Source organism: Nocardiopsis alborubida (assembly GCF_012396365.1).
Taxonomy (GTDB): domain Bacteria; phylum Actinomycetota; class Actinomycetes; order Streptosporangiales; family Streptosporangiaceae; genus Nocardiopsis; species Nocardiopsis alborubida.
Window position 1 is genome coordinate 42,202 of sequence record NZ_JAAXPG010000036.1, and the last position, 24,241, is coordinate 66,442.

17 protein-coding genes are annotated in these 24,241 nt (G+C 74.7%); 7 read left to right on the top strand and 10 right to left on the bottom strand.

What is annotated here, in order from left to right; all coding sequences use genetic code 11:
• Positions 1-110 precede the first annotated feature (110 nt).
• A complete protein-coding gene (locus HGB44_RS27620) occupies positions 111-764 on the top strand; it encodes a TetR/AcrR family transcriptional regulator (protein WP_231972449.1) in 654 nt (217 codons plus the stop codon).
• Here the strand turns inward: HGB44_RS27620 and speB are convergent.
• Complete coding sequence (gene speB, locus HGB44_RS27625) at positions 733-1,680, bottom strand: agmatinase (RefSeq protein WP_061080874.1); 948 nt, start codon at positions 1,678-1,680, stop codon at positions 733-735. The two genes, HGB44_RS27620 and speB, sit on opposite strands and share 32 nt — an antisense overlap.
• Positions 1,681-2,064: 384 nt before the next feature.
• Between speB and HGB44_RS27630 the strand changes: the two genes are divergently transcribed.
• From HGB44_RS27630 to HGB44_RS27645, 4 genes are all read left to right on the top strand, one after another.
• Complete coding sequence (locus tag HGB44_RS27630) at positions 2,065-3,678, top strand: PucR family transcriptional regulator (protein ID WP_168444176.1); 1,614 nt, start codon at positions 2,065-2,067, stop codon at positions 3,676-3,678.
• Positions 3,679-4,127: 449 nt separating this feature from the next.
• Positions 4,128-5,447: a GAF domain-containing protein gene (locus tag HGB44_RS27635; RefSeq protein ID WP_061080873.1), complete on the top strand. Its 1,320-nt coding sequence runs from the start codon at positions 4,128-4,130 to the stop codon at positions 5,445-5,447.
• 910 nt (positions 5,448-6,357) lie between these two features.
• Entirely contained in the window at positions 6,358-7,590 is a 1,233-nt protein-coding gene (locus HGB44_RS27640; RefSeq protein WP_061080872.1) for an aminotransferase-like domain-containing protein, read from the top strand.
• A 52-nt stretch (positions 7,591-7,642) separates the two neighbouring features.
• The gene (locus HGB44_RS27645) at positions 7,643-8,593 is read left to right on the top strand and encodes a D-alanine--D-alanine ligase family protein (RefSeq protein WP_061080871.1); all 951 of its coding nucleotides are present in this window, start codon (positions 7,643-7,645) and stop codon (positions 8,591-8,593) included.
• Between the two features lie 500 nt (positions 8,594-9,093).
• Here HGB44_RS27645 and HGB44_RS27650 read toward each other — a convergent pair whose 3' ends face one another.
• The 7 genes from HGB44_RS27650 to HGB44_RS27680 all read right to left on the bottom strand — a co-directional run bounded on the left by HGB44_RS27650 (position 9,094) and on the right by HGB44_RS27680 (position 19,749).
• Positions 9,094-10,083 carry an FAD binding domain-containing protein gene (locus HGB44_RS27650; protein ID WP_061080870.1) on the bottom strand — a complete coding sequence of 330 codons (990 nt, stop codon included), beginning with the start codon at positions 10,081-10,083 and terminating at the stop codon, positions 9,094-9,096.
• Entirely contained in the window at positions 10,080-12,728 is a 2,649-nt protein-coding gene (locus HGB44_RS27655; RefSeq protein WP_061080869.1) for a molybdopterin-dependent oxidoreductase, read from the bottom strand. Before HGB44_RS27655 ends, HGB44_RS27650 begins: the two co-directional genes overlap by 4 nt.
• Before the next feature lie 212 nt (positions 12,729-12,940).
• The gene (locus tag HGB44_RS27660; protein ID WP_061080868.1) at positions 12,941-14,383 is read right to left on the bottom strand and encodes an NCS2 family permease; all 1,443 of its coding nucleotides are present in this window, start codon (positions 14,381-14,383) and stop codon (positions 12,941-12,943) included.
• Positions 14,384-14,589: 206 nt separating this feature from the next.
• Positions 14,590-17,022: a xanthine dehydrogenase subunit D gene (pucD, locus tag HGB44_RS27665; RefSeq protein WP_061080867.1), complete on the bottom strand. Its 2,433-nt coding sequence runs from the start codon at positions 17,020-17,022 to the stop codon at positions 14,590-14,592.
• Entirely contained in the window at positions 17,022-18,389 is a 1,368-nt protein-coding gene (locus tag HGB44_RS27670) for an 8-oxoguanine deaminase (RefSeq protein ID WP_231972448.1), read from the bottom strand. Before HGB44_RS27670 ends, pucD begins: the two co-directional genes overlap by 1 nt.
• On the bottom strand, positions 18,386-18,889 hold the full coding sequence (locus HGB44_RS27675) for a (2Fe-2S)-binding protein (RefSeq protein ID WP_061080866.1): 504 nt from the start codon (positions 18,887-18,889) through the stop codon (positions 18,386-18,388). Before HGB44_RS27675 ends, HGB44_RS27670 begins: the two co-directional genes overlap by 4 nt.
• A complete protein-coding gene (locus HGB44_RS27680) occupies positions 18,880-19,749 on the bottom strand; it encodes an FAD binding domain-containing protein (RefSeq protein ID WP_061080865.1) in 870 nt (289 codons plus the stop codon). The genes HGB44_RS27675 and HGB44_RS27680 overlap by 10 nt, the downstream gene beginning before the upstream one ends.
• Before the next feature lie 266 nt (positions 19,750-20,015).
• On the opposite strand from HGB44_RS27680, the gene HGB44_RS27685 reads away from it, so the two are divergent.
• Both HGB44_RS27685 and HGB44_RS27690 read left to right on the top strand, forming a co-directional pair.
• Complete coding sequence (locus HGB44_RS27685; protein ID WP_061080864.1) at positions 20,016-21,578, top strand: PucR family transcriptional regulator; 1,563 nt, start codon at positions 20,016-20,018, stop codon at positions 21,576-21,578.
• 115 nt (positions 21,579-21,693) lie between these two features.
• On the top strand, positions 21,694-22,395 hold the full coding sequence (locus tag HGB44_RS27690; protein WP_061080894.1) for a pentapeptide repeat-containing protein: 702 nt from the start codon (positions 21,694-21,696) through the stop codon (positions 22,393-22,395).
• Between the two features lie 155 nt (positions 22,396-22,550).
• Here the strand turns inward: HGB44_RS27690 and HGB44_RS27695 are convergent, their stop codons facing one another.
• Both HGB44_RS27695 and HGB44_RS27700 read right to left on the bottom strand, forming a co-directional pair.
• Positions 22,551-23,516: a helix-turn-helix domain-containing protein gene (locus tag HGB44_RS27695; RefSeq protein WP_061080863.1), complete on the bottom strand. Its 966-nt coding sequence runs from the start codon at positions 23,514-23,516 to the stop codon at positions 22,551-22,553.
• A gap of 19 nt (positions 23,517-23,535) precedes the next feature.
• Positions 23,536-24,241: alpha/beta hydrolase (locus HGB44_RS27700; protein ID WP_168444177.1), on the bottom strand; the 706-nt coding region annotated here is incomplete at its 5' end.

A 24,241-nucleotide genomic window follows, 5' to 3' on the forward strand; every position in this document is an offset into this window, starting at 1 on the left:
GCCGACGCCACAGGTCACGCACGTGTGCCCGCGGCGGACCGCGCGCGGGTGCGCGTACGGGGGACCACCGCCCCTGGCCGGACGCCCCCGCCGCAATAAAGTCTGGGTGCGTGAAGAGCACACAGCGCAGACTCCCGCGTCGGCTCAGGGAAGAGCAGATGATCGACGCCGCCGTCACCGCGTTCTCGCGCGGCGGCTACCACACCGTGAGCGTCGAGGACATCGCCGAGGCGGCCGGTACCTCCAAGCCCACCGTGTACCAGTACCTGGGCTCCAAGGAGAGGATCTTCACCGCCTGCGTGCGCCGTGAGACCGACCGGCTCATCGAGGCCGTGCGCGCCGCCGCGCACGATCCGCACGCCCCGGCGGGGGACGACCCCCTGCGCCGGGGCATGCGGGCCTTCTTCGTCTTCGTCACCGGCAACCGCGCGAGCTGGACCGTGCTGTACCGGCACTCGGACCTGCGGGGCGAGCCCTTCGCGGGGGAGTCCGCGCGGCTCAGGGACCGCGTCACGGCCGAGGTGGCCGACCTCATCACCGCGTGCACGCGCGAGGGCTACGGCGACCTCGCTCCCAAGGACGCCCAGCTGCTGGCGCGTATCGCGGTCAGCACCGCCGACGCCTTCGCCGACTGGTTCCTGGAGCACCCGGAGGAGAGCCCCGAGACCATGGCCCGGCACGTCACCGACCTGACATGGGCCCACCTGCGCGCCCGCCGCGAGGGTGCCGGGGTCAGCCCCTGTGGTTCAGCGCCAGGACGCTGACCAGGTCGTAGGCCACGTGCGAGGCGGCGGTCGCGGTGATCTGGGCGTGGTCGTAGGCCGGAGCGACCTCCACCACGTCGGCGCCCACCAGGTTGCAGGAGGCCAGCCCGCGCAGGATCTCCAGCAGTTCGCGGCTGGTCAGGCCGCCCGCCTCCGGGGTGCCGGTGCCGGGCGCGTGCGCCGGATCGAGCACGTCGATGTCCACCGACACGTACAGCGGACGGTCGCCGATGCGCTGGCGCAGCGCGTCGGCGACCTCGTCCACGCCCCTGCGCATGACGTCGGCGGAGGTGACGATGCCGAAGCCGAAGCGGCGGTCCTCCTCCAGGTCCTTCTTGCCGTACAGCGGGCCGCGGGTGCCCACGTGGCACAGGGCCTCGGTGTCCAGGATCCCCTCCTCCACCGCGCGGCGGAACGGGGTGCCGTGGGTGTAGGGCTCGCCGAAGTAGGTGTCCCAGGTGTCCAGGTGGGCGTCGAAGTGCAGCAGGGCGATCGGTCCGTGCCGGCGGTACAGCGAGCGCAGCAGCGGCAGCGCGATGGTGTGGTCGCCGCCCAGGGTGACCAGGCGGGTGCCCGCCCGCACGAACTCGGAGGCGCCCTGGTCCAGGGTCTCCACCGCGTCGCCGATCGAGAAGGGGTTGACGGCGATGTCGCCGCCGTCGACCACCTGCGCGGAGGCGAACGGGGACACGTCCAGGCCCGGGTTGTAGGGGCGCAGCAGGCGGCTGGCCTCGCGGATGGCCGAGGGGCCGAAGCGCGCGCCGGGGCGGTAGGACACACCGGTGTCGAAGGGGACGCCGACCACGGCGATGTCGGCGTGCTCGACCTGGTCGATGCGGGGCAGCCGGGCGAAGGTGGCCGGTCCGGCGAAGCGCGGTACGAGGCTGGAGTCGGTGGGGCCGATCGGTGCGTTCACGGATGTCCTTCTCGTCGTCGGTGCGGTGTTCGGTGCGGTCCGCGGGCGTGTACGGGGCCGGCGTCAGCCGTGTCGGTCGCGCCGTCCGCGTCCGGCCCCCGGCCGCGACCGGAGGCCGCCCTGCCGCGCGGGGGCTTCCGGTGCGGGCGGAGGAGCTCAGGGGAACGGAAGCGACCATGCTGGGGCGGCTCACACGAACCACGGACAGGTTAGACAGCCGACGCGGCGTCCTCCAGTGGACGAACCGTCCACAGTCGTGCGTTGTACTGGATGGGGTATCCAGAACACGCGGTCAGCGCACCCCGTGCGGAGGCCCTCGGAGCGAGGGCGCTCCCCTCCCGGCCCGCCGGTCGGGGACACGGGTCGGGTCGCGGAGGGGCAGGGGTGGTGGAGCAGAGCCGGGCACAGGTGCACACGGTGCCGTTGAGCGCCGTCGTGGGCCGCCGCGACCTGGGGCTGGCCACCCTCGTGGCCGCCGGGGACCCGGGGATCGGCTGGGCGGTGGCCAGTGAGCTGGCCGACCCGGCCGCCTATCTGCGCGGCGGCGAACTGCTGCTCACCGCGGGCGTCAACCTGCCCGCCACCCCCGCCGGGCTGCGCGGCTACGTCGACTCCCTGGTCGGCGCGGGGGTCAGCGCCGTCGGCTTCGGCGTCACCCCGGTGCACGACACCGTCCCCGCCGGGCTCGTCGAGCAGTGCCGCGCACGGGGGCTGCCCCTGGTGGAGGTGCCCCGCCCCACGCCCTTCGCCGCCGTCAGCCAGGCGGTGGGCGCCCTGCTCCAGGAACTGCACCTGCGCGACCTGCGCCGTCTGGGCGAGGCGCACCAGGCCCTGGCCCTGGCCGTCACCGCCGACGCCCCCGTGGACCGGGTCCTGCGCGTCCTGGCCGAGGCCCTCGGCGGCTGGGCGGTCCTGGCCCGCCCCTCGCCCGCCGTGCCGGGCGGCGCCCACCGCACCGAGGGCGCCCCGGTCGAGCTGGACCCCGAACTGCGCGGACTCGCGGACCGGCTCACCCGGCCCCGCGGCCCGCGCAGCGCCAAGGCCCGGGCACGGGGGGACGAGGTCTTCCTGCACACCGTCGGCACCCCGCCGCAGGAGCACGGTGTGGTCCTGGTCGGCCGCCCCGAGCCGCTGGGCGTCACCGACCGGGCCGTTCTGCGCACCGCCACCGCCCTGCTGGAACTGCTCGCCCGCACCTCCCGGGGTGCTCCGCCCGCTCCGGGCCGCCTGATCACCGGCCTGCTCCTGGACGGCGGGATCACCGACGCGGCCGTGCCGCTGCTGGCCGAACTCACCGCCCCGACGGGCGCCTGCGCCGGGTCGGCGGTACCTGCGGCCTCCGCGACGACCGGTGTACCGGAGACCCCCGCCGCTCCGACCGCACCGGCCGCCCGCGCCGGATCAGCGGCGCCCGGCGCCTACCGGGTTCTGCGCGCCCGGCCCGCCGGACGGGGACGCCACACCGCCCCCGCCGCGCTGCCCCTGGACACCCGGCTGCTGGACACGGGTCCCGGCGAGGAACTGCGCGCCGTCCTCGCCGACCGCGGCGACACCGCGCACCGGGCCCACCTGGACCGGTTGCTCGACCACGGCTGGATCGGCGCCCTGAGCGGACCGGTGGACCCGGCGGAGCTGGCCGCGGCGGACCACCGGGCCGCCGCCCTGCTCACCCGCGCCCGCGCGGTCGGCGGGCCGCTGCTGGAGGAGCCCGCAGACCCCTTCGACGCCCTCCTGGGGCCGGGGGGAGGCGACGACCTGGCCCGCCGCGTCCTGGGGCCGCTGGCCGAGGACACCGACTCCGCGCGGCTGCTGCGCCGCACCCTGCGCGTCTGGCTCACCCGGCACGGCAACTGGGACCGGGCCGCCGCCGACCTGGGCGCCCACCGCAACAGCGTCCGCTACCGGATCGGACGGGTCGAGCGCGACCTGGGCGTGGACCTGGCCGACGCCGAGCAGCGCATGCGGCTGTGGTTCGCGCTCACCCGCCGGCAGCACTGACCCGGGCTCCGCGGGCCCGGTCCCGGTCCCGGTGCCACCCCGGTCGACACGGCCCGCACGGGGCGCGTGAGCATGCGCGTCCGGGCGCCGTGTGACGCGGACATGTGTCCGGGAAAGTGCCGTTGCGGCATTACCGGCCGTTTTAGGCAATTCCGCTGTTCCGTTCGCCGCCGGGCCCCTTTTCGAAGACGCGTCCACCGCCTTTCGGCGACCGCGGACTCGGGCGCGGCGCCGGATACGCGCGGAACCCACGGGGTTTCCGGCTTCCGCCCGGCAACGGGATCCCCGTCCGTTGCGGGGGTCGCAATGGGGCATAATCCGGTGATGAAACGGAAGCGGAGCTGAGGGCGGCCTCCGAAACATGTGTGTATTTCCGTTCCCTCAACCCTGTCGAAGCCGAACCGGGAAAATTGATGAACGCCGTTGCGAACGCGAGCTCAGGGGACCGCATGTCTTTTCCGCCGCTGGACACGGCCCTGCCGGCCGGGGCTGACGCCCGGGAGCACGCCCGCCTGCTCCGGCGCGTGCACGAGGCCTCGCTCGCCGGGCGTCCGGCGCCCGCCTCCCCGCGGCCGGTCATCGAGGACTCCTGGTCCCGCACCCGCCGCTTCGGGATCGACCCCGACAACGCCCCGCCGCCCCGCATGGTCCGCCTGGACGAACTCCAACGGCACCGGGACGCCTCCCCGATCGCCGAGGTCCTGCCGCTGATCCGCCGCTCCCTCGTCTCGGTCGCCGACGAGGCCGACCACATCATGCTGGTCACCGACGCATCCGGGCAGATCCTGTGGCGCGACGGCTCCCACCGCGTCCGCTCCCTCGGCGACCGCGTCGGACTCGTCGAGGGCGCCTTCTGGAACGAGGGCAGCGCAGGCACCAACGCCATCGGCACCGCCCTGGTCGTGGGGCGGCCCGTGCAGGTCTACTCCGCCGAGCACTTCGTACGCAACCTGCACGCCCTCACCTGTGCCTGTGCCCCCATCCACGACCCCCGCGACGGCCGCCTGCTCGGCGCCGTCGACGTCACCGGCCCCGTCTCCACCATCCACCCCTCCACCCTCGCCCTGGTCAGCGCGGTGGCCCAGCTGGCCGAGGCCCATCTGCAGAGCATCCACCACACCCACCTGGAGCGGCTGCGCTCGGTGGCCGCGCCCCTGCTGGCCGGGATGAGCGAGCGCGCGCTGGTGGTGGACGAGGCCGGGTGGACCGCCGCCGCCGTCCACATGGAGCCGGTCCGCAGGGTGCTGCTGCCCAAGCACCGAGAGAGCGGGACCGCCTGGCTGCCCGCCCTGGGGGAGTGCGCCCTGGAACCCCTGCCCGGCGGCTGGCTGCTGCGCCCCCGCCCGGCGGCGGAGACCGCGCCCTCCACGCTCACCCTGGACCTGACCCGGCCCTCGCCCAGGATGGTGGTCGCCGGGCCCAGCGGGGAGTGGGCGCACCGGCTCACCCCGCGCCACGCGGAGCTGCTGCTGCTGTTGGCCGTGCACCGGGGCGGGCGCACCGGCGCGCAGCTGTCCCAGGACGTGTTCGGCGCGGGCGGGCACGTGGTGACGGTGCGCGCCGAACTCTCGCGCGTGCGCCGCCATCTGGGCGGCATCATCCAGAGCCGTCCCTACCGGTTCAGCGGAGAGGTGCGGGTCCGGGTGTCCCGGCCGTCCTCCCCGGTGGACCTGCTGCCCGGGTCGGTGGCCCCCGGGGTGCGCGCACTGCGGGACGCGCTCCGCGACGGGGACTGTCCCATGGCTCTGCGCGACGACACCGCAACCTAGTGCAACCGTTGCCGTGTCGACCGGCGTGCGATGGACTGTGCGTGCGCGGCCCAGAGTCGGTGGCCGTCGCAGGGCAAGAGAGGGCCCGGCGGCGGACCGCGGACGAAACGCGTGGCGCGTCCACGGCCTTGGGACCTTGAGGGGGGTTCCGGGGGAGAGTAACGGAGAGGCGCCACCGGGCTCGGATGGCCGACCACGGGGATTCGGGGGAACCCCCTGGGGCCATCGCGCCGACGGTACGCCCCCTGCGGGAGCCCGGCTTCCCGGGGTGTGCCGATGCGAGGGGGCGGGTTCAGGGGGACCCGCCCCCTCGCCATGTCCGCCGCCGTGAGCCCCGGCCCCGCCGGGCGGACGGGTTCCCTCCTTCCCCCGGTGCCGTCCTGCGCGAGTCCCGTGCCTCGCCGTATCCCGCGCCGTGTCTTGCGCCGCGAGTCCCGCCCCGCTGACATCCGGCTGATGACCGGGGAAAGAGCGGCCCATGTTCTCGCCTCCCCCCTCGTGAACCCCGCGGCGCACGGGTAGTCCACCGGGGAGGGCGGAGCGAGGGGAGTGGGTGTGACCGGTGTGGCGAACAGCACGTGGGGGACCTGCGCCGCACCCGCGCCTCGGCACTGGGCTAGACTCGGTGCATTTACCGGGTCGTGTCCACTCACGGCCCAGCCCACCCGACCACCCCACCCGCGACTCCGGGCACCGCGCCCGCTGACGGGGCCGGGGTGTGAACCGCGGGGACGGCGAGGGCGTCGAAACCGGGGACGCCGAGAGTTCCCGGGCGGGCCCCGCCCTGCCCCACAGAACGACCTTCCTTCGGAGGTGGACCGTGTCCGCTGACCACCGAGAGCAGCAGCCCAGCCAACAGGGTTCGCGTATCGACCCGCACGTCGGCCGCTACGCACGCCGAGCACAGGGCATGGTCGCATCGGAGGTCCGCGCACTCTTCGCCGTCGCATCGCGCCCCGAGGTGGTCTCCCTCGCCGGGGGCATGCCCAACGTCGCGGCGCTGCCCCTGGAACAGATCGGCGAACTGGTCAAGGACGTCGTCTCCGAGGAGGGCACGGCCGCCCTCCAGTACGGCTCCGCCCAGGGCGACCCCGTGCTGCGCGAGCAGCTCTGCGACTACATGACGCTGGAGGGCATCACCGCCAGCCCCGACGACGTCATCGTCACCGTCGGCTCCCAGCAGGCCCTGGACCTGATCACCCGCGTCTTCGTCGACCCGGGCGACATCGTGCTGACCGAGGCCCCCACCTACGTCACCGCGATCAACACCTTCGCCGCCTTCCAGGCCGACATCCGCCACGTGGGCATGGACGAGCAGGGCGTGATCCCCGAGGAGCTGGAGGAGGCGCTCGTCCGGGCCGAGCTGGACGGGCGGCCGGTGAAGTTCTTCTACACCGTCCCCAACTTCCAGAACCCCGCCGGGATCACCATGACGGCCGAGCGGCGCGCGCGGGTGGCCCGGACCTGCGAGCGCCACGACGTGCTCATCGTCGAGGACAACCCCTACGGCCTGCTGCGCTACGACGGCGACCCCGAGCCCACCCTCTACTCCCAGAGCGAGGGCAACGTCGTCTACCTGGGGTCGCTGTCCAAGACCCTCTCCCCGGGCCTGCGCATCGGCTGGGCGCTCGCCCCCGCCGCGGTGCGCGCCAAGCTCGTCCTGGCCGCCGAGTCGGCGATGCTCAGCCACTCCACCTTCAACCAGCTGGTGGTGCGCCGCTACCTCAACACCTTCCCCTGGCGCGAGCAGATCAAGTCGTTCAACACCATGTACGGCGAACGCCGCGACGCGATGCTCAACGCGCTGACCGCGATGATGCCCGCGGGCTGCACCTGGACCCGCCCCCAGGGCGGATTCTTCGTCTGGGCCACCCTGCCCGAGGGCATCGACTCCAAGGCCATGCTGCCCCGGGCCGTCACCGAACGCGTCGCCTACGTGCCCGGCACCGGCTTCTACGCCGACGGCCGCGGCCGGGCCAACATGCGCCTGAGCTTCTGCTACCCCACACCCGAGCAGATCCGCGAGGGCGTGCGCCGCCTCGTCGGAGCCATCGAGGGTGAGATCGACCTGCGTGATACGTTCGGCACCACCCTGGCCCCGAGCACCGAGGGCGTACAGGCCCCCGCTCCGGACCTGCCCTGACACCCCATGAGGGCACCCCATCATGACAGCAGCACAGAAGGAGGTCCGCGCCGTGGCAGACCTTGACCGGGTCCTCGTCCTGGCCGGGGGCCTGTCCCCCGAACACGAGGTGAGCGTCCACTCCGGGCGCGGCGTCGCCGAGGCGCTGCGCCGACTGGGTGTGGAGGTCCAGGTCGCCGACGTGGACTCCACCCTGCTGGACCGCCTCGTCCAGGACCCGCCGCAGGTGGTCTTCCCCGTCCTGCACGGGGCCGCCGGTGAGGACGGCGCCATCCGGGAGGTCCTGGAACTGGTCGGGGTGCCCTACGTGGGCGCCCGGCCGGGGGGCTGCCGCCTGGCCTACTCCAAGCCCGCCGCCAAGGCGCTGCTGGCCTCCGAGGGCGTGCGGGTGCCGCGCGGCGCCGCCCTGCCCAAGGCGACCTTCCACGACCTGGGCGCTCCGGCGCTGATGGAGCGGCTCGCCGACCGGCTGGGCCTTCCGCTGTTCGTCAAGCCCGACCGTGGCGGCTCGGCGTTCGGCGCGGCGCCGGTCGGCTCGGTGCAGGAGCTGTCGGCCGCACTGGTGTCCTGCTTCGCCTACAGCGACTCGGCCCTGGTCGAGGAGCAGGTGCAGGGCACCGAGCTGGCCGTGGGCGTCCTCGACACCGGTGACGGGCCGGTGGCTCTGCCGCCGGTGGAGATCGTGCCCGACGGCGGGGTGTACGACTACGCCGCCCGCTACACCGCCGGGCGCACCGAGTTCTTCTGCCCCGCGCGCCTGGACCCCGCCACCGTCGCCGAGGCCACCGAGGTGGCGCTGACCGCGCACCGCGTCCTGGGGCTGCGGGACCTGTCCCGCACCGACGTCATCGTGGGGGCCGACGGCCGCGTCACCTTCCTGGAGACCAACGTGGCCCCGGGCCTGACCGAGACCTCCACCTTCCCGATGGGGGCGGCCGCCGCGGGGCTGGACTTCGGGGTCGCGTGCCGGGAGCTGGCCCACCAGGCGCTGCTGCGCGGCTGACCTTCCCGACGCGTCCGGGCCGCGGGCCGGGTGCCGCCGATCCCGGCGGCCCCGGCCCGCACCCGCTTCCGGGGCGCCCGGACGGCGGGTGCGAGTCGAGCACCAGGTCGAAGGAGCGGAAGCCGACGGACACCGACCCCCCGTCCGACGAAGGGCATCGCGGTCGGCGGGGCGGTGAGGAGCCGGACGTGGGAGTCCAGGGGCGTCGACGTCGTCAGCGTCAGCGACCCGGTGAGCCGCTCCACCGGGATCACCGGCTCCACGGCCGTCGTCCCGTCGGCCGTGGAGCGTCGCGGCCCCCGTCCACGGGCGCCGCGTCGCCCACGTCGGTCTGCCCGCAGGCGATCCCGTACCTGCGCCCGCCCCGCGGGGGCTGGTCCCGTATCACCCGGAAGGCCTCGCGCGAGCACGGGGAGGCGCCGGTGGCGACGGTGACACGGAGTCGGCCCCGACCTCACCGTGTGCGGCAAGGACGGGGCCGAGGGAGGATGTCCGGGCTCTCAGTCGCCCGGGGCGTCCAGGGCCCGCTCCAGGACGTCGCGCACGGTGGCGCTCAGCAGCCCCACCTTGTACCCGGTCGCGGGCAGCGGGGAGCACAGGTCGGCCAGGTCCTCCAGAGCCCCGGTCACGCCTCCGTCCAGAGCCTGGCCCGCACGCGCGCCCACCAGGGCGGCCTCCACCTCGGGCAGCCGCAGCGGGGTGCGCGCCACCCCGCCCACGGCCACGGCCGCCGAGGTCACCGGCCCCGAACCCCCGTCCGCCAGGGCCAGGCGCACCACTGCCTCCACCAGCGGCCACTCCGCGCGGGATCGCCCGGTGGCACGGCGGTAGGCGGACCGCTCGCCCGGAACCGGGACCGGCAGCGCAACCGACACCAGCACCCGTCCCGGCTCCAGCACGTGGTCGCGGGTCGGGTCGGCGGCGTCGTAGAGGTCGGCCACCGCCATCTCGGTCCGCCCGCCGCCCGCCACCAGCACCGACGCGTCGTGGGCCAGCAGCGCCACCGCCATCGAGGACGGGTGCGGAGCCGCGCACGGCCCCTGGTCCACGACCACCCCGTACAGGTGGTCGCCCCCGCGCGCAGGGCAGGAGTCCCCGCCCGTCTGGAAGCAGTCGAAGGCCGGGTTGCGCAGGTACCAGCACCGGTTGCGCTGGAGCAGGTTGCCGCCCAGCGTCGCGGTGTTGCGCACCTGCGGCGTGGCCAGCGCCCGCGCCGTGGCCGCCAACGCCGGATAGGCCGCGGCCAGCGCGGGGTCCGAGGACAGCTCGGCGACGCCGGTCAGCGCGCCCACCCGGGCCGAGCCGTCGGGGCGCCACTCCACCCCGCGCAGTTCCTCCACCCCGGTCAGGTCGACCACGGGCGCCGGTTCCAGGACCCCCGAGGCCAGGCACGCCGTCAGGTCGGTGCCCCCGGCACGCGGGCGGGCGCCCGTACCCTCCAGCCCGCTCAGGGCCTCCTCCAGCCCCGTGGGGCGTGTGGTCACGGTCATCGCAGTCCTTCCAGCAGTCGGTCCGGGCGGATGGGCAGGTCCAGGGGGCGCCAGCCGGTGGCGTCGTGCACGGCGTTGGCCACGGACGCGGCCACGCCCACCAGCGAGATCTCGCCCAGGCCGACCCCCGCGCCCGCGGCGTGCTCGAAGCCCTCCTGGTGGAAGTGCACCTCGGTCTCGGGGACGTCGCCCAGCCCCGGGAGCCGGTAGTCCTCCAGGTTGTCGGTGAGCACCACCCCGGTGGCCGGGTCGTGGCGGCGCTCCTCGAAGAGCGCGTACCCCACGCCCTGCACCACGGCCCCCTCGGCCTGGTTGCGGGCCAGCCGCTCGGCGTACACGCGGCCCACGGCCAGTCCCGCCCAGCAGCGGGTGGGGCGCACCCGGCCCAGCAGGGTGTCCACCTCCACCTCCATCACGTGCACGGCGCCGCTCATGCCCCGGCCCACGGCCAGGTCGTCCATGTTCGGGGTGAGCGCGCCCCGGCGGTCCCGGCCGCGCTCACCGACCACCCGCACCCCCTCGGCCGCGGTCAGCGCGTCCTTGAGGGTGTGCTCGGGGACCGGCCCCGTGACGGGGACCCGCGGCTCGCGCTCGCGCAGCTCGGCGCGCAGCCGGTCGGCGGCGTCGGCCGCGGCGGGCCCCATCGAGGTGGTGGTGCGGCTGCCGAAGGAACCGGTGCCGTGTACCGAGGAGCTGTCACCGATCTCCACGCGCACGTCGGCGGCGGACATCCCCAGCCGCTCGGCGACCACCTCGCCCAAGACCGTGCGGATACCGGTGCCGATGTCCTGGGTGGCCGAGCGCACCACCACCGCGCCGTCGCGGACCGACAGCTCGACCTTCGCGCTCGGGCCCATGAGGTAGAGCCAGTTGGAGGCGGCGACGCCGACCCCGCGCCGGAACCGGCCGGTGCGGGGACCGCGCGGGCGCTCGCGCCACAGCTCCAGGGCGGCGGCCCGCTCGTACAGGGCCCGGCGCTTGGGGTTGCCGTCCCAGCGGCGGCGCAGGGCCAGGGGGTCCTCACCCAGCCGGTGGGCCATCGTGTCCACGGCCTGCTCCATGGCCCAGGACATCGGGGCGCCGCCGGGGGCGCGCATGGGCAGGCCCGGCGGGCGGTGGGTGACCACGTCGAAGTCGCGGGCCCGGCGCGGCGAGCGCCCGTACATCAGCAGTCCGAAGACGGCCGTGGTGGAGCCCACCGAGACGCCGCCGTCGCCGTGGGAGTCCACGGTCATCGCCGCCAGGTCTCCGGAGTCGTCGGCGAGCAGCGCCACCCGGGTGCGGGTCCCGGGGCGGTTCCCGGCGTCGGTGAGCTCCTCGGCGCGGTCGAAGGACACGCGCACCGGGGCGTGGGCGAGCCGGGACAGCTCGACCGCGGCGACCATGTCGACCGACAGCTTGGCCTTGGCGCCGAAGCCGCCGCCGACGTACTCGCTGAGCACGTGCACCTTCTCCGGCGGCAGCTTCCAGCGCTCGGCGGCCTTCTGGGCGACCTTGGCCACCGCCTGGGTGGACGTCCGCAGGGTCAGCGAGCCGTCGCGGTCCCAGGAGGCCACGCACACGTGGGGCTCCAGCGGGCTGTGCATCTGCACGGCGGTGGTGTACTCCTGGGCCACCAGGCGCGGGTCCCGGCGTTCGGCGGCCGCGCGCAGGCGCCGCACCGCGGTGGCGCCGCGCCAGCCGACGGTGGAGGGGCCGCGCGTGTTGCCGTCCCAACGGGCCGGGAGACTGGGGCCCTCGCCGTAGGAGGGGGCGGCCTGGCGCTCGTTGCGCGTGGTGTACACCTGCGGGGTGTCCTTGGCGCGCGCCTCCTCGACATCGAGCACGGCGGGCAGGGGGTCGTAGTCCACCCGCACGGCCCGTGCCGCGGCACGGGCCAGGGCCGCGGTGGGCGCGGACACCGCGGCGACGGGCTGGCCGACGTAGCGCACCGTGCGCTCCTCGCCCAGCAGGTCGACGAACACCGGGTGCGGGTCCACGGGCTGTCCGGGGCCGGGGCGGCGGGCAGCCGCGTTCCGAGCCCCGCCGGGGTCGACGGCGCGCACCCGCGCGTGGGCGTGGGTGGAGCGCACGATCACCCCCTCCCAGGTGCCCTCGGGGGCCAGGTCGGCGCTGAAGCGGGCCCGGCCGGTGACCTTGGCCAGGGCGTCCGCGCGCGGCGGCGCCTGCTCGGGCTCGGTGTCGAACTCGCCCGCGCAGGCGGCGTCCACAGCGGCGAAGATCCCCTCGTAGGCGCCGCAGCGGCACAGGTGGCCCGCCAGGGCGTCGGCCACGCGGTCGCGGCCGGGGCGGACGTCGCCGTGCTCGGCGCGCCAGGAGTCGACGAAGGCGGAGGCCTCGACCACGAAGCCGGGCGTGCAGTAGCCGCACTGGAGTCCGTCGTGGGCGGCGAAGGCGCGCTGGACGGGGTGGTCGCCGCCCAGGCCCTCCACGGTGGTGACCTCGCGGTCCTCCAACAGGTCGGCGGGCAGCAGGCAGGAGGCGGTGGGCGCTCCCTCCACCAGGACGGTGCAGGCGCCGCAGACCCCCGTGCCGCAGGCGATCTTGGTGCCGGTCAGGCCGAGGCGGTCGCGGATGTGCTCGGCCGCCGTGGTGTCGGGGGAGTCGGGGGCGGGGGAGGAGACGCCGTTGACTCGAACATTCATGGGGTGGCTTCCCTCGATGTGAAGTTGACATTGTCAACTTATGGGCGCCGCGGACCGCTGTCAACGAGGTACCGCGCCCCGTACGGCCGCGTCCTCCGCCACGGAGGGCCCCGCTGCTGCTCCGGGGGTGTGCGGCCCCGACAGGTCCACGGGAAAAAGGGGGAAGGCCGGGCCGCCCCTCGGCGGCCCGGCCTTCCCCCGGCGGGTCCGGCTCAAAGCCCCAGCGCGTGCATGGAGAAGTGGAACGCGAACACGGCCGAGAGCACCCACATCAGCCAGCCCACGTCGCGCACGCGCCCCTGGGCCGACCGGACCAGCGTGTAGGAGATGATCCCGATGCCGATACCGCTGGCGATGTCGAAGGTGAACGGCATCATCGCGATGGTCAGGAAGGCCGGGATCGCCACGGCGATGTCCGACCAGTCGATCTCCCTGATGTGCATCATCATCATGGCGCCCACCAGCACCATCGCCACGGCCGCGGCCTGCGCCGGGACCACGCCGAACACCGGGGCCAGGAAGATCGCCGCGAGGAAGAGCAGCCCCGTGACCACGCTCGCCAGACCGGTCCGGGCGCCCTCGCTCACCCCAGCCGTGGACTCCACGAACACCAGCGTCGCGGAGGAGCTGGTCAGGCCTCCGGCCACGGCGCCCGCGCCGTCGGTCACCAGGATCTGGTTGACCCGGGGCATGTGCCCGCTGGCGTCGGCGATGTCGGCCTTGGTGCCGATGGCCAGGATGGTGCCCAGCGCGTCGAAGAACCCGGCCAGCACCAGGGTGAACAGGATGACGCCCGCGGTGGTCGCACCGGCCGAGGACCAGGCGCCGAACATGTCCACCTGGAGCAGCAGGCCGAAGTCGGGGGCCGCGAACGGGTTTCCGGGCAGCTCGGGGCTGGCCCCGCCCCAGGCCTGCGCGTCCAGGCCCGCCGCGTAGTGCACGACGATCGCCAGGACCGTGGCGCCGACGATGCCGTAGAAGATCGCGCCGGGCACCCCGCGCACCAGCAGGACGCTGGCCAGCACCAGACCGCACACGAAGACCAGGATCGGCCACCCGTCGAGGTGGCCGCCGCCCCCGGCCGCGCCGATCTGGAGCAGGCCGCCGCCCTCCCCGGCGCTGACGAAGCCCGCGTTGTCCAGCCCGATGAGGGCCACGAACAGACCGATGCCCACGCCGATGGCCATCTTGAGGTTGTGCGGCAGCGCGTTCATCACCGCGGTCCGCACGCCGGTCACGACCATGAGGATGATGGCGACGCCCTGCCACACGACCAGGCCCATCACCTCGGGCCAGGCCATCACGGGCGCGGCCTGGTAGGCCACGACCGCCATCACCCCGAGGGCGGCGGCGCAGGCGATCGGCGCCCGGCCGACCACCCCCATCATGATGGTGACCAGCCCGGCGGACAGGGCGGTCATGGTGGTCAGCTGGCCCGCGGACAGCACGTCGCCGTTCACGTCTGAGACGCCGCTGAGGATGATCGGGTTCAGGACGATGATGTAGGCCATCGCCATGAAGGTGGTCAGCCCGCCGCGGACCTCGCGCCCGAAGGTGGAGCCGCGCTCGCTGACGAAGAAGAAGCGGTCGAGCCAGGATCGAGCCGTGGGCTTCCGGGCCCCCGAGTGCGGGCCGGAGTCCTTGAGTCGGGTCATGTCCCCTCCTGGAGGGAGATGAGCATGGCAGGCATCGCCATGTGTAGGGGGGTGGTTGCCCTCGGTTTTCGCATGAGGGTGTGCGCAGGACGGCGCCGTCCTGCCGGTGTGCACCCGCCCCGGTGCCGGGGCGCCGACGAACCCGGGGCGGGCGGTTCATGGGGGGCGGCGCGGCGGGGGCTCCACCGCCGCACCGCCCGTCGCGGCTACAGCTCGATGCCCACGATGTCCTCCGGGCGCACCGGCGCGTGGGTCAGGGCCCTGCCCGTGGCCGCGCGCACCGCGGCCACGACGGCCGGGGTCGAGGACAGCGTCGGCGGCTCGCCGGCGCCGCGCAGCCCGTAGGGCGCGTGCGGGTCGGGGCGCTCCAGCACCTCGATCCGCATCGGCGGCGTGTCCAGGATGGTGGGGATGAGGTAGTCGGTGAACGAGGGGTTGCGGATCTCCCCGTCCTTGACCTGCACCTCCTCCATCAGCGCCAGGCCCAGGCCCTGCGTGGAGCCGCCCTGGATCTGCCCGGCCAGCTGCTGGGGGTGCAGCACCCGGCCCACGTCCTGTACCGCGTCGAGCGCGACCACCTTCACCAGGCCCAGGTCCACGTCCACGTCGACCACGGCCCGGTGCACGCACATCCCGAACTGGGTGTGCGAGGAGCCCTGGCCCAGCTTGGGGTCGAGCATCTCGGTGGGCCGGTGGTGGTACTCGCGGGTGTGCTCGACCACCGTGCCGCCGCGCGCCGAGTCCCCCAGCAGGTCCGCCAGGGACACCAGCGCGCCGACCGTGGCCGACACCAGCTTGCCGCCGTCCAGGGACAGGTCGGTGTCGGGCAGCGCCTCGGGCACGATCCCGCGCTCGCGGGCCAGCGCGAACACCTCGGCGCGCACCGACGCGCACGCGGTCATGACCGCGCCGCCGGTCATGTACGACTGCCGCGAGGCCGAGGAGGAGCCCGCCGAGCCGACCTGGGTGTCGGCGGGGGCGATGACCACCTTCTCCACGCCCAGCTCGGTCCGGGCGATCTGCCCCTTGACCGTCACCAGGCCCTGACCGACCTCGGCCGCCGCCGTGTGCACCAGCACCACCGGCTCGCCGCCCACGACCTCCAGCCGCACCCGCGCGGTGGAGTAGTCGTCGAACCCCTCCGAGAAGCACAGGTTCTTCAGCCCCAGGCCGTAGCCCACACCGCGCACCACGCCCTCGCCGCGCGTGGTGCCCGCCACCCCGCCCGGCAGGGTGCGCTGGTCGGCGGGGTCGGTCAGCGCGTCGCGCTCGGGCGGCATCGGCAGGGCACGGCAGCGCTCCAGCATCTCCGCCATCGGCAGCGGCATGTCGATCTCCTGGCCCGTGATGATCCGCGAGCCCTGCGACATGGCGTTCCTGATCCGCAGGTCCACCGGGTGCATCCCCAGCTCCTCGGCGAGCCGGTCCATCTGCGACTCGTAGGCGAAGCAGGCCTGCACCGCGCCGAACCCGCGCATCGCACCGCACGGCGGGTTGTTGGTGTACACCCCGTAGGCGTCCACCAGCACGTTCTCCACCTCGTAGGGGCCGATGCCCAGGGAGGAGGCCACACCCACCACCGCGGGGGTCGCCGACGCGTACGCGCCGCCGTCCACGATGATCTCCGCCGTGGCGTAGAGCAGCGTGCCGTCCGCGCGCGCCCCGTGCTCGTAGCGCATCCTGGCCGGGTGCCGGTGCACGTGCCCGTAGAAGGACTCCTCGCGGTTGTACACGAACTTGACCGGTCTGCCGGTGCGCAGCGCCAGCAGGGCCGCGTGGATCTGCATCGACAGGTCCTCGCGGGCGCCGAAGGCCCCGCCCACCCCGGCCAGAGTCAGCCGCACCTTGTCCTCGGGCAGCCCCAGTGCCGGGGCGATCTGGCGCTGGTCCACGTGCAGCCACTGCGTGGCCACGTACAGGTCCACCCCGCCGTCCTCGGCCGGGACGGCCATGCCCGACTCCGGGCCCAGGAAGGCCTGGTCCTGCATGCCGACCTCGTACTCGGAGGCCACCACCGCGTGGGCCTCGGCGCGCAGCCGCTCCAGAACCTCGCCCTCGCGCCCGGCCGAGCCCGCCGCGGCGGCGAACGCGCCCGTGCGCACCGGCTGGTAGCGCAGGCGGTTGCCGCGCGGGTTGTACTCGGGGTGGTCGGGGACCGTGCCCGGCTCGTGCACCGGCGGGCAGTCGGGGTCCAGCGCGGCCCGCCGGGAGTCGCTGACCGGCTCCAGAACCGCGTAGTCCACCCGGACGCGCTCCATCGCCCGCCGCGCGGTCTCGGGGTGGTCGGCGGCCACGATCGCCACCGCCTCGCCCTTGTAGCGCACCTTGTCGAAGGCCAGCACCGGCTGGTCCTGGTACTCCAGACCGTAACGCTTCTGCCCGGGCACGTCCTCGTGGGTGAGCACCGCGTGCACCCCGGGCACCTTCAGCGCCTCGGTGACGTCGATGCCGCGGATCTCGGCGTGCGGGTGGGGGCTGCGCAGGGTCGCCCCCCACAGCATGTCCTCCATCCACATGTCCGAGGAGTAGGCGAACTCGCCGGTGACCTTCAGGGTCCCGTCGGGGCGGCGCGGGCTGGAGCCCACCCCGTCCCTGGTCGTGCTCGTCAGGTCCGTCACGGTACGGGTCGTCGCCGCCATCAGCGGTTCACCTCCTGCGTCAGGGCGCGGTGCGCCGCACGGCCGCGCGCGGCGGCCGTCTCCGCGGACAGGGTGCGCAGCTCACCGCGGTCGACGACGGTGCTCCCGCCGACCCAGAGCCGCTCCAGGGGCGGGGTGGGGCCGAAGACCGCCGCCACCACCGGGTCCCCGATCACGTCGTAGCCGAACCCGTCCACCCGCCACAGGGCGATGTCGGCCAGCTTGCCCACCGCCAGGGAGCCCAGTTCGGCGTCACGGCCCAGCACCCGGGCGCCGCCCAGGGTGGCCATCTCCAGCGCCTGGCGGGCGCTGAGCGCCGTGGGGCCCCTGCGCGCACGGGCCATCAACAGCGCCTGGTGCATCTCACCGGCCAGCGGCGTCAGCTCGCTGGAGGCCGGGCCGTCCACGCCCAGGCCCACCGGCACGCCCGCCTCCAACAGCTCGGGGACCCGGCAGATCCCCGCGCCCAGGCGGGCGTTGGAGGTGGGGCAGTGCGCCACCCCGGTGCCCGTGGCCGCGATCCGCCTGATCGCCGCGTCCGACAGGTGCACGGCGTGCGCGAACCACACGTCCGGGCCCAGCCAGCCGAGCTTCTCGGCGTACTCCACGGGGGTGCACCCGAACTCGGCCAGGCACTGCTCCTCCTCGTCGAGCGTCTCGGCCAGGTGGGTGTGCAGCCGCACCCCCCGGTCCCGGGCCAGCGCCGCGCTCTCCACCATCAGTCCGCGCGAGACCGAGAACGGCGAGCACGGGGCCACCGCCACCCGCGTCATCGCCTCGGGCGCGGTGTCGTGGTGGGCGTCGATGGCCTCGGCGGTGCCCGCCAGGGCCCGCTCCAGCGTCTCCACCACGGCGTCCGGCGGCAGCCCGCCCTGGCTCTGGCCCCGGTCCATCGACCCGCGGGCCAGGTCCAGGCGCACGCCCACCTCGCGGGCGGCCTCCACCTCGGCGGCCACGATGTCCCCGCGGCCCGAGGGGTGGACGTAGTGGTGGTCGGAGGCGGTCGTGCACCCCGACAGCGCCAGGTGCGCCAGCCCGGCCGAGGTCGTCCCCGACACCACGTCGGCGTCCAGGCGGCCCCAGATCTCGTAGGAGCCCACCAGCCACTCGAAGAGCGTGCCGTCGGCGAACAGCCCCTGCGTCGCCCACTGGTAGAGGTGGTTGTGCGTGTTGACCAGGCCCGGTGTGACCAGGCACCCGCGCCCGTCCACGCGTTCGAGGCCCTCGGCTCCGGGGGCCGGTCCCGCGCCCACCGCGGCGATGCGCCCTCCGCGCACCACCACGTGGCCGCCGGCGTACTCCGCGCCGTCCACGGTCACCACGTGGGCGCCCTCGACGACGAACCCGTCTCCGTCCACCGCGCTCACGTGCCGCTCCCGATCCGCCGCGAGGCGGCCAGGCGCACCGCGTCGAGGATCTTCTCGTACCCGGTGCACCGGCACAGGTTGCCCGCCAGCGCCTCACGGATCTCGGCGTCCTCCGGTGCGGGCAGCCCCGCACCCACGGTGCGCTCCAGCAGGTCGTCGGTCTGCACCAGCAGGCCCGGCGTGCAGAAACCGCACTGGACCGCGCCCGCCTCCACGAAGGCCTCCTGTACCGTGCCCAGTTCGCGCTCGGCGCCCCCGCCCGCAGTCAGGCCCTCCACGGTGCGCACCTCGCGCCCCTGCGCCTGCCCGGCGGCGATCATGCACGAACACGCCGTCACGCCGTCGAAGTAGACCGTGCACGAGCCGCACTCGCCCTGCTCGCACGCGTTCTTGCTGCCCGGCAGCCCCAGCCGCTCACGCAGCACGTACAGCAGGCTCTCGCCCGCCCACACGTCGTCGGCGGTGACGTCCTCGCCGTTGACCCTGAAACTCACGCGCATCGCGTGGCTCCCTTCCGGTAGTCGGTGACCGACCAGCTCAGTGCGCGACGCGCCATCACCGAGAGCGCGTGCCTGCGGTACTCGGCGCTGCCCCGCTGGTCGTCGATGGGGCGGGCGGCCGCGGCCACCAGTTCACCGAACCTGCGCACGACCGGCTCCGCGAGCGGGCGGCCGTCCTCCCAGTCGAACTCCGCCGCCAGGAACTCCTCGGCGGCCTCCGCGCGCAGCGGCGTGGGACCGGCCGAGCCCACCCCCGTCCCCACGGCCCGGCGCCCGGTGTCCAGGGCCAGCGAGAAGGAGGTCACCGCGATGACCATCGCGTTGCGCGTGCCGATCTTGGCGAACTGCTGGGGGCCCGTCGGCTCGGGCAGCAGCACCGCCGTGATCAGCTCATCGGCCTGGCGCGCGGTCGTGCGCAGCGACAGGTAGAACTCGCGGGCGGGCACCCGGCGCCTGCCCCGCACCGACGCCAGCTCGACCACCGCGTCGGTGGCCAGCAGCGGCGGGTGGGACTCCCCGGCGGGCGAGGCGCCGCCCAGGTTGCCGCCCACGGTGCCGCGGTTGCGGATCTGCGGGGAGGCCACCGAACGCGAGGCCCTGGCCAGCGCCGGGGCCCGCTCCGACAGGTGCTCGATCACCGTGGTGTAGGGCACGCCCGCGCCCAGGCGGGTGTGCTCCCCGTCCGGCCCGAACTCGGCCAGTTCCGGGATCCGGGTCAGGTCGATCAGGGCGGGCGGCCGCCTCTTGTCGAAGTTGAGCTCCACCATCACGTCGGTGCCGCCCATGATGGGCACCGCCTCGGGCAGTGCGCTCTTCGCCTCAAGGGCCTCCTCCAGTGTGGAGGGGCTCAGGAACTCCATGCTCGGTCCTCTTGTCGCCATGGTCGTGCCGCCGCTCACTCGCGGCCTGGCGCGGTCTGTCGGTCGCGTCTTCCCCGGTGGGTCTCGTCGATGTTGTGAAGTACACCACTGGGAGCGCGGTCGCTACCAGCAAGTGATGACATGAAGTGTTCGCGGAACGAACGGTTATCGTTGGGCGTTTCCTACAAGTGGCGTCACCGGAGTAAGGTTCGCCGCCGTACCACCCGGGGGCGCCCGCCGCCCACACGAGCGACAGAGGGACGTTCATGCGGATCAGCGAGCTGCTCGCGGTCACACGGCTGCACCTGAGATTCCTGTCGGGGGCCGAGCACGCGGACCGCACCCTGCGGTGGGCCTACACCACCGACCTGCTCGAACCCGCCCGCTACCTGAGCGGCGGCGAGTTCGTCCTCACCGGCATGATGTGGCGTACCCGCCCCGAGGACTCGCGCACCTTCGTGGCCTCCGTCGCCGGGGCCGGGGCGGTCGCCGTCGGCGCCGGGACCGCCCTGGGCGAGGTTCCCGCCGACCTGGTGGAGGCCTGTCGCGCCCACGACCTGCCCCTGGTGGAGGTACCTCCGGAGACCTCCTTCGGGGCGGTCACCGAGGAGGTGCTGCGCTCCCTGACCCAGCACCGCTTCACCACCATCGCCGAGACCCGCGACCGACACCGCCGCCTCATGGCCGACGTCGCCGCCGGGGCCGACTTCCCCCGGGCCTTCGCCGAGGCCGCAGGGCAGACCGGGCGGGCCGCCTGGGCCCTGTCCTGTACGGGCCGCCACATCGCCGCCTCCGACGGGCCCCTGCCCGAGGACGAGCGCGAGTGGATCGCCGCCCGCGCCCTGACCGGCCCGCCCCTGCCGCACACCGTACGCACGCCCCAGCGGGAGGACCGCGCACTCACACTCCTGCCGGTCCAGGCCCGCGAGTCCCACCCCCTGGCCACCTGGCTGGTGGTCTGCGAGGGCGACCACGGCTCCTGGACCGAGGAGGAGCACGAGTCGGTGGCCGAACTCGTCTCCATCGCCGGGCTCGCCCGCAGCCGCGCCGAGGAGCGCGCCCTGACCGACGCCCGCCACCTGGAGGGGCTGCCCCGGCTGCTGGCCGCCCAGCGCTTCGACGAGGTCACCGAACTCCTGCGCGGCACCGACCCGGCCAGTGGCCAGGGCAGCCACGTCGTGGTCAGCGCCGTCATGCTGCCCGAACCCCGGGTGCCCGACCTGGCCCGGCGCGTGCTCGCCGAACTGGTCGCCGACCGACCCGGAGCCGTCGTCACCGGCGACGAGGACGCCCTGGCCGTCGTCCCGGTGCCGGGGGGCGACGCCCGCGCCGGCGCCGAGGACGTCCGCGCCGCGCTGCTGCACCGCGCCCGCGTCCTGGAGGGCGGCCTGCTCGACCACCGGCTCGCCATCGGTCTCAGCTCGGCCGTGCGGGGCGTTCCCGACCTGCGCGGCGCCGCCGTGGAGGCCCGCCACGCCCGCCGCCTGGCCGAGCTGCGCGGCGGCCGGTCCCGGGTGATCGCCGGGGCCGAGATCGACTCCCACGAGCTGCTGCTGGCCTCGGTCCCCGAGGAGGTGCAGTCCTCCTACCGCGAGCGGCTGCTGGGCCCGCTGCTGGCCTACGACCGCGACCACCGCTCGGAGCTGGTGCAGACCCTGGAGCAGTTCCTGGCCCACTCGGGTTCCTGGCAGCGCTGCGCCGCCACCATGCACGTGCACGTCAACACGCTGCGGTACCGGATCGGCCGGGTGGAGGAGCTGACCGGACGGGACCTGAGCAGCCTGGAGCACCGGGTGGACCTGTTCCTGGCGCTCAAGCTCCGGGACTGAGGCCCCGCCGGGGGAGGGACGCCGGGGGAGGGGAGCGGCCCGCACCGGGCGGTCCGCGTCAGGGAGTGTGCGCGCCGGAGCGCGGGTGTCACAGGCCAGCGCTAGGGTGCTCGCGATGAGTACCGACCTCCTTCTCCCCGAGACCACCGGCGCCGACCTTTCCGGCGCCGACCTGCGCGATCAGCTGGCCCGCCCCCTGGACGCGCCGCGCGTGTTCACCCGCTGCGACCTGACCGAGGCGGACCTGCGCGACGCCGACCTGGTCGACGCCGTCTTCCGCGACTGCCGCCTGGACGGGGCCCGCCTGGAGCGGGCCGTCCTGGAGGGCGCGGTCTTCACCGGCGGCAGCGCCTCGGGGGCGGTGTTCTCGCACGCCGAGTGCACCGAGGCCAGGTTCGAGCGGGTGGACCTGGCCAACACCCGCTGGCAGGGCGCCCTGCTCACCGACACCGCCTTCAGCGGCTGCCGGATGACCGGGGCCGGGCTCAACTCGCTGCGCGGGATCGGCTACACCTTCGCGCACTGCAACCTCATGCTGGCCCGCTGCAAGGGGCTGGTGCTGCGGGGGCAGACCCTGGAGGGGATGCGCATGGACGAGGCCGACCTGGCCAGCGCGGACCTGCGCGAGACGGTGTGGACGGATTCGCGGCTGCGCGGCGCCAACCTGGTCAACGTCAAGCTGGCGGGGGCCGACCTGCGCGGCGCCGACCTGGGGGAGCCCACCCTGGAGCAGGCCGGGTACCTGCGGGGGGCCAGCATCAGCTCCGCGCAGGCGGGCACCATCCTGGCCGCCCTGGGCATCACCGTCGTGGACTAGGAGCGTTCGCCAGCGGGCCCCGGCCGAAAGCGCGACTGGTGCGACACGAGAACTCCGACCCGCACGGTGAAGGGGCTGGTCGGATATTTGAATCTACGTCGTAAAGGTGCCCGTTTTCGATCATCACCCTGATCAAGAGAAAACAGAAACGACAATCAGAGATTGCAGTGCAGTCGACGCAGGGCCAGCGCCACCTGGAGGCGCAGCCGTCCCGACACCTCGCGCACCGGCCAGCCCAGCAGCCGTTCGGCCCGTCCGAGGCTCTCCTGGAGGGTGGAGTGGTGTACTCCCGCCCGGACCGCCGCGGCCCGCACGCTGGGGGAGGAGGCCACCGCGTCCAGGGCCGCCAGCAGCGGCGCGGCCTCGCGTGCCACCTGATCCAGGGCAGCGACGTCCGGCACCGGTTCGCTTCCGGGCCGCACGGTGTCGGCCAGGAGCAGCAGCCCGCCCACCTCCTCGGCGAACACCACGCGCGGGCCCGGGTCGGCGCCGGTGCCCCGCGCGGTGAAGCGCAGCGCCCGGCGTGCGTCGCGCCAGGAGGAGGGCAGGGCCAGCGCCTCCACGGCCGGTCCCACCCCCGCCCGCCGCTTGCCGGGGGGCTCGGCGGCGGTCAGGACGCGGACGCCGCCGTCGTGGTCGGCCACCGCGCGGGCCGGGGAACCCGGGTTGATCCCGAAGCGGCGGGCGGCCCGGGCGCGCTCCTCCTCGGGCAGACCGGGGTCGACCAGGGCCTGGGCCAGGGCGGCGCGTCCGCCCGCCGCGGGCGGGGTGCGTTCGAGCCGGGTGCGGGCGGCGGCGGCCGCGCGTTCGAGGACCATCGCCTCCACCGGGCCGGGTTCTGCGGTGCGTTCCAGCCACAGCACGCCGCCGCCGACCCGGACAGAGCACCAGGAGGGGTGGGGGTCGGCGGCGGTGCGTCGGACCTCTCCTGCGGGGTCGACCCGTAGCGCGAGGCCGCGGCCGGGGTGGGCGAACCCGGCGGGGACGCCGGTCAGGACGGCGGCGCCGCGGACGACGGGTTCGATTCCGGCTCCGGTGAGTGCGTCGAAGTAGGCGATCACCTTGACGGCGGCGCCCGCTTCGGGGTCCAGTGCCGAGATCCTGCCCAGGAGTTCTCTCATGTCTTCATGGTGCCCGGGTTCAGGCCCCGGTGACGCGGCGCAGCCAGGGCAGGCGCGGGGTGTTGGCGCTGCGGCTGAGGGCGGCCTGGGGGGCGATGCCGTCGAAGCCGTGGAAGCCGCCGGGCCACACGTGCAGTTCGGCTGATCCGCCCGCCTGCCAGATGCGGGAGGCGTAGTCGACGACCTCGTCGCGGAAGGTCTCGGCGGAGCCCACGTCCAGGAAGGCGGGCGGCAGGCCGGACAGGTCCTCGGCGCGGGCGGGGGCGGCGTAGGGGGAGACGTCGGGGCCGCCCGCGTGGGGGCCGAGCAGGGCGCCCCAGCCGGTGGCGTTGGAGGTGCGGTCCCATACGCCGGTTCCGGCCATCTGGTGGGAGGAGACGGAGTCGTTGCGGTCGTCGAGCATGGGGCACAGGAGCAGTTGCCCCTGGAGGGCGGGGCCGCCGCGGTCGCGGGCGAGCAGGGTGGTGGCGGCGGCGAGTCCGCCGCCCGCGCTGCCTCCGCCGATGACGATGCGGGTGGGGTCCAGGCCGAGGTCGGCGGCGTTGTCGGTGATCCAGGTCAGGCCCGCGTAGCAGTCCTCGACGGGGGCGGGGTGGGGGTGTTCGGGGGCGAGGCGGTAGTCGACCGAGATGAGGGCGAGGTCGAGTTCGTGGGCGGTTTCGAGGAGGCCGGGGATCTCGGTGCCGCGGTGGGTGCCCACGATCATGCCGCCCCCGTGGATCCAG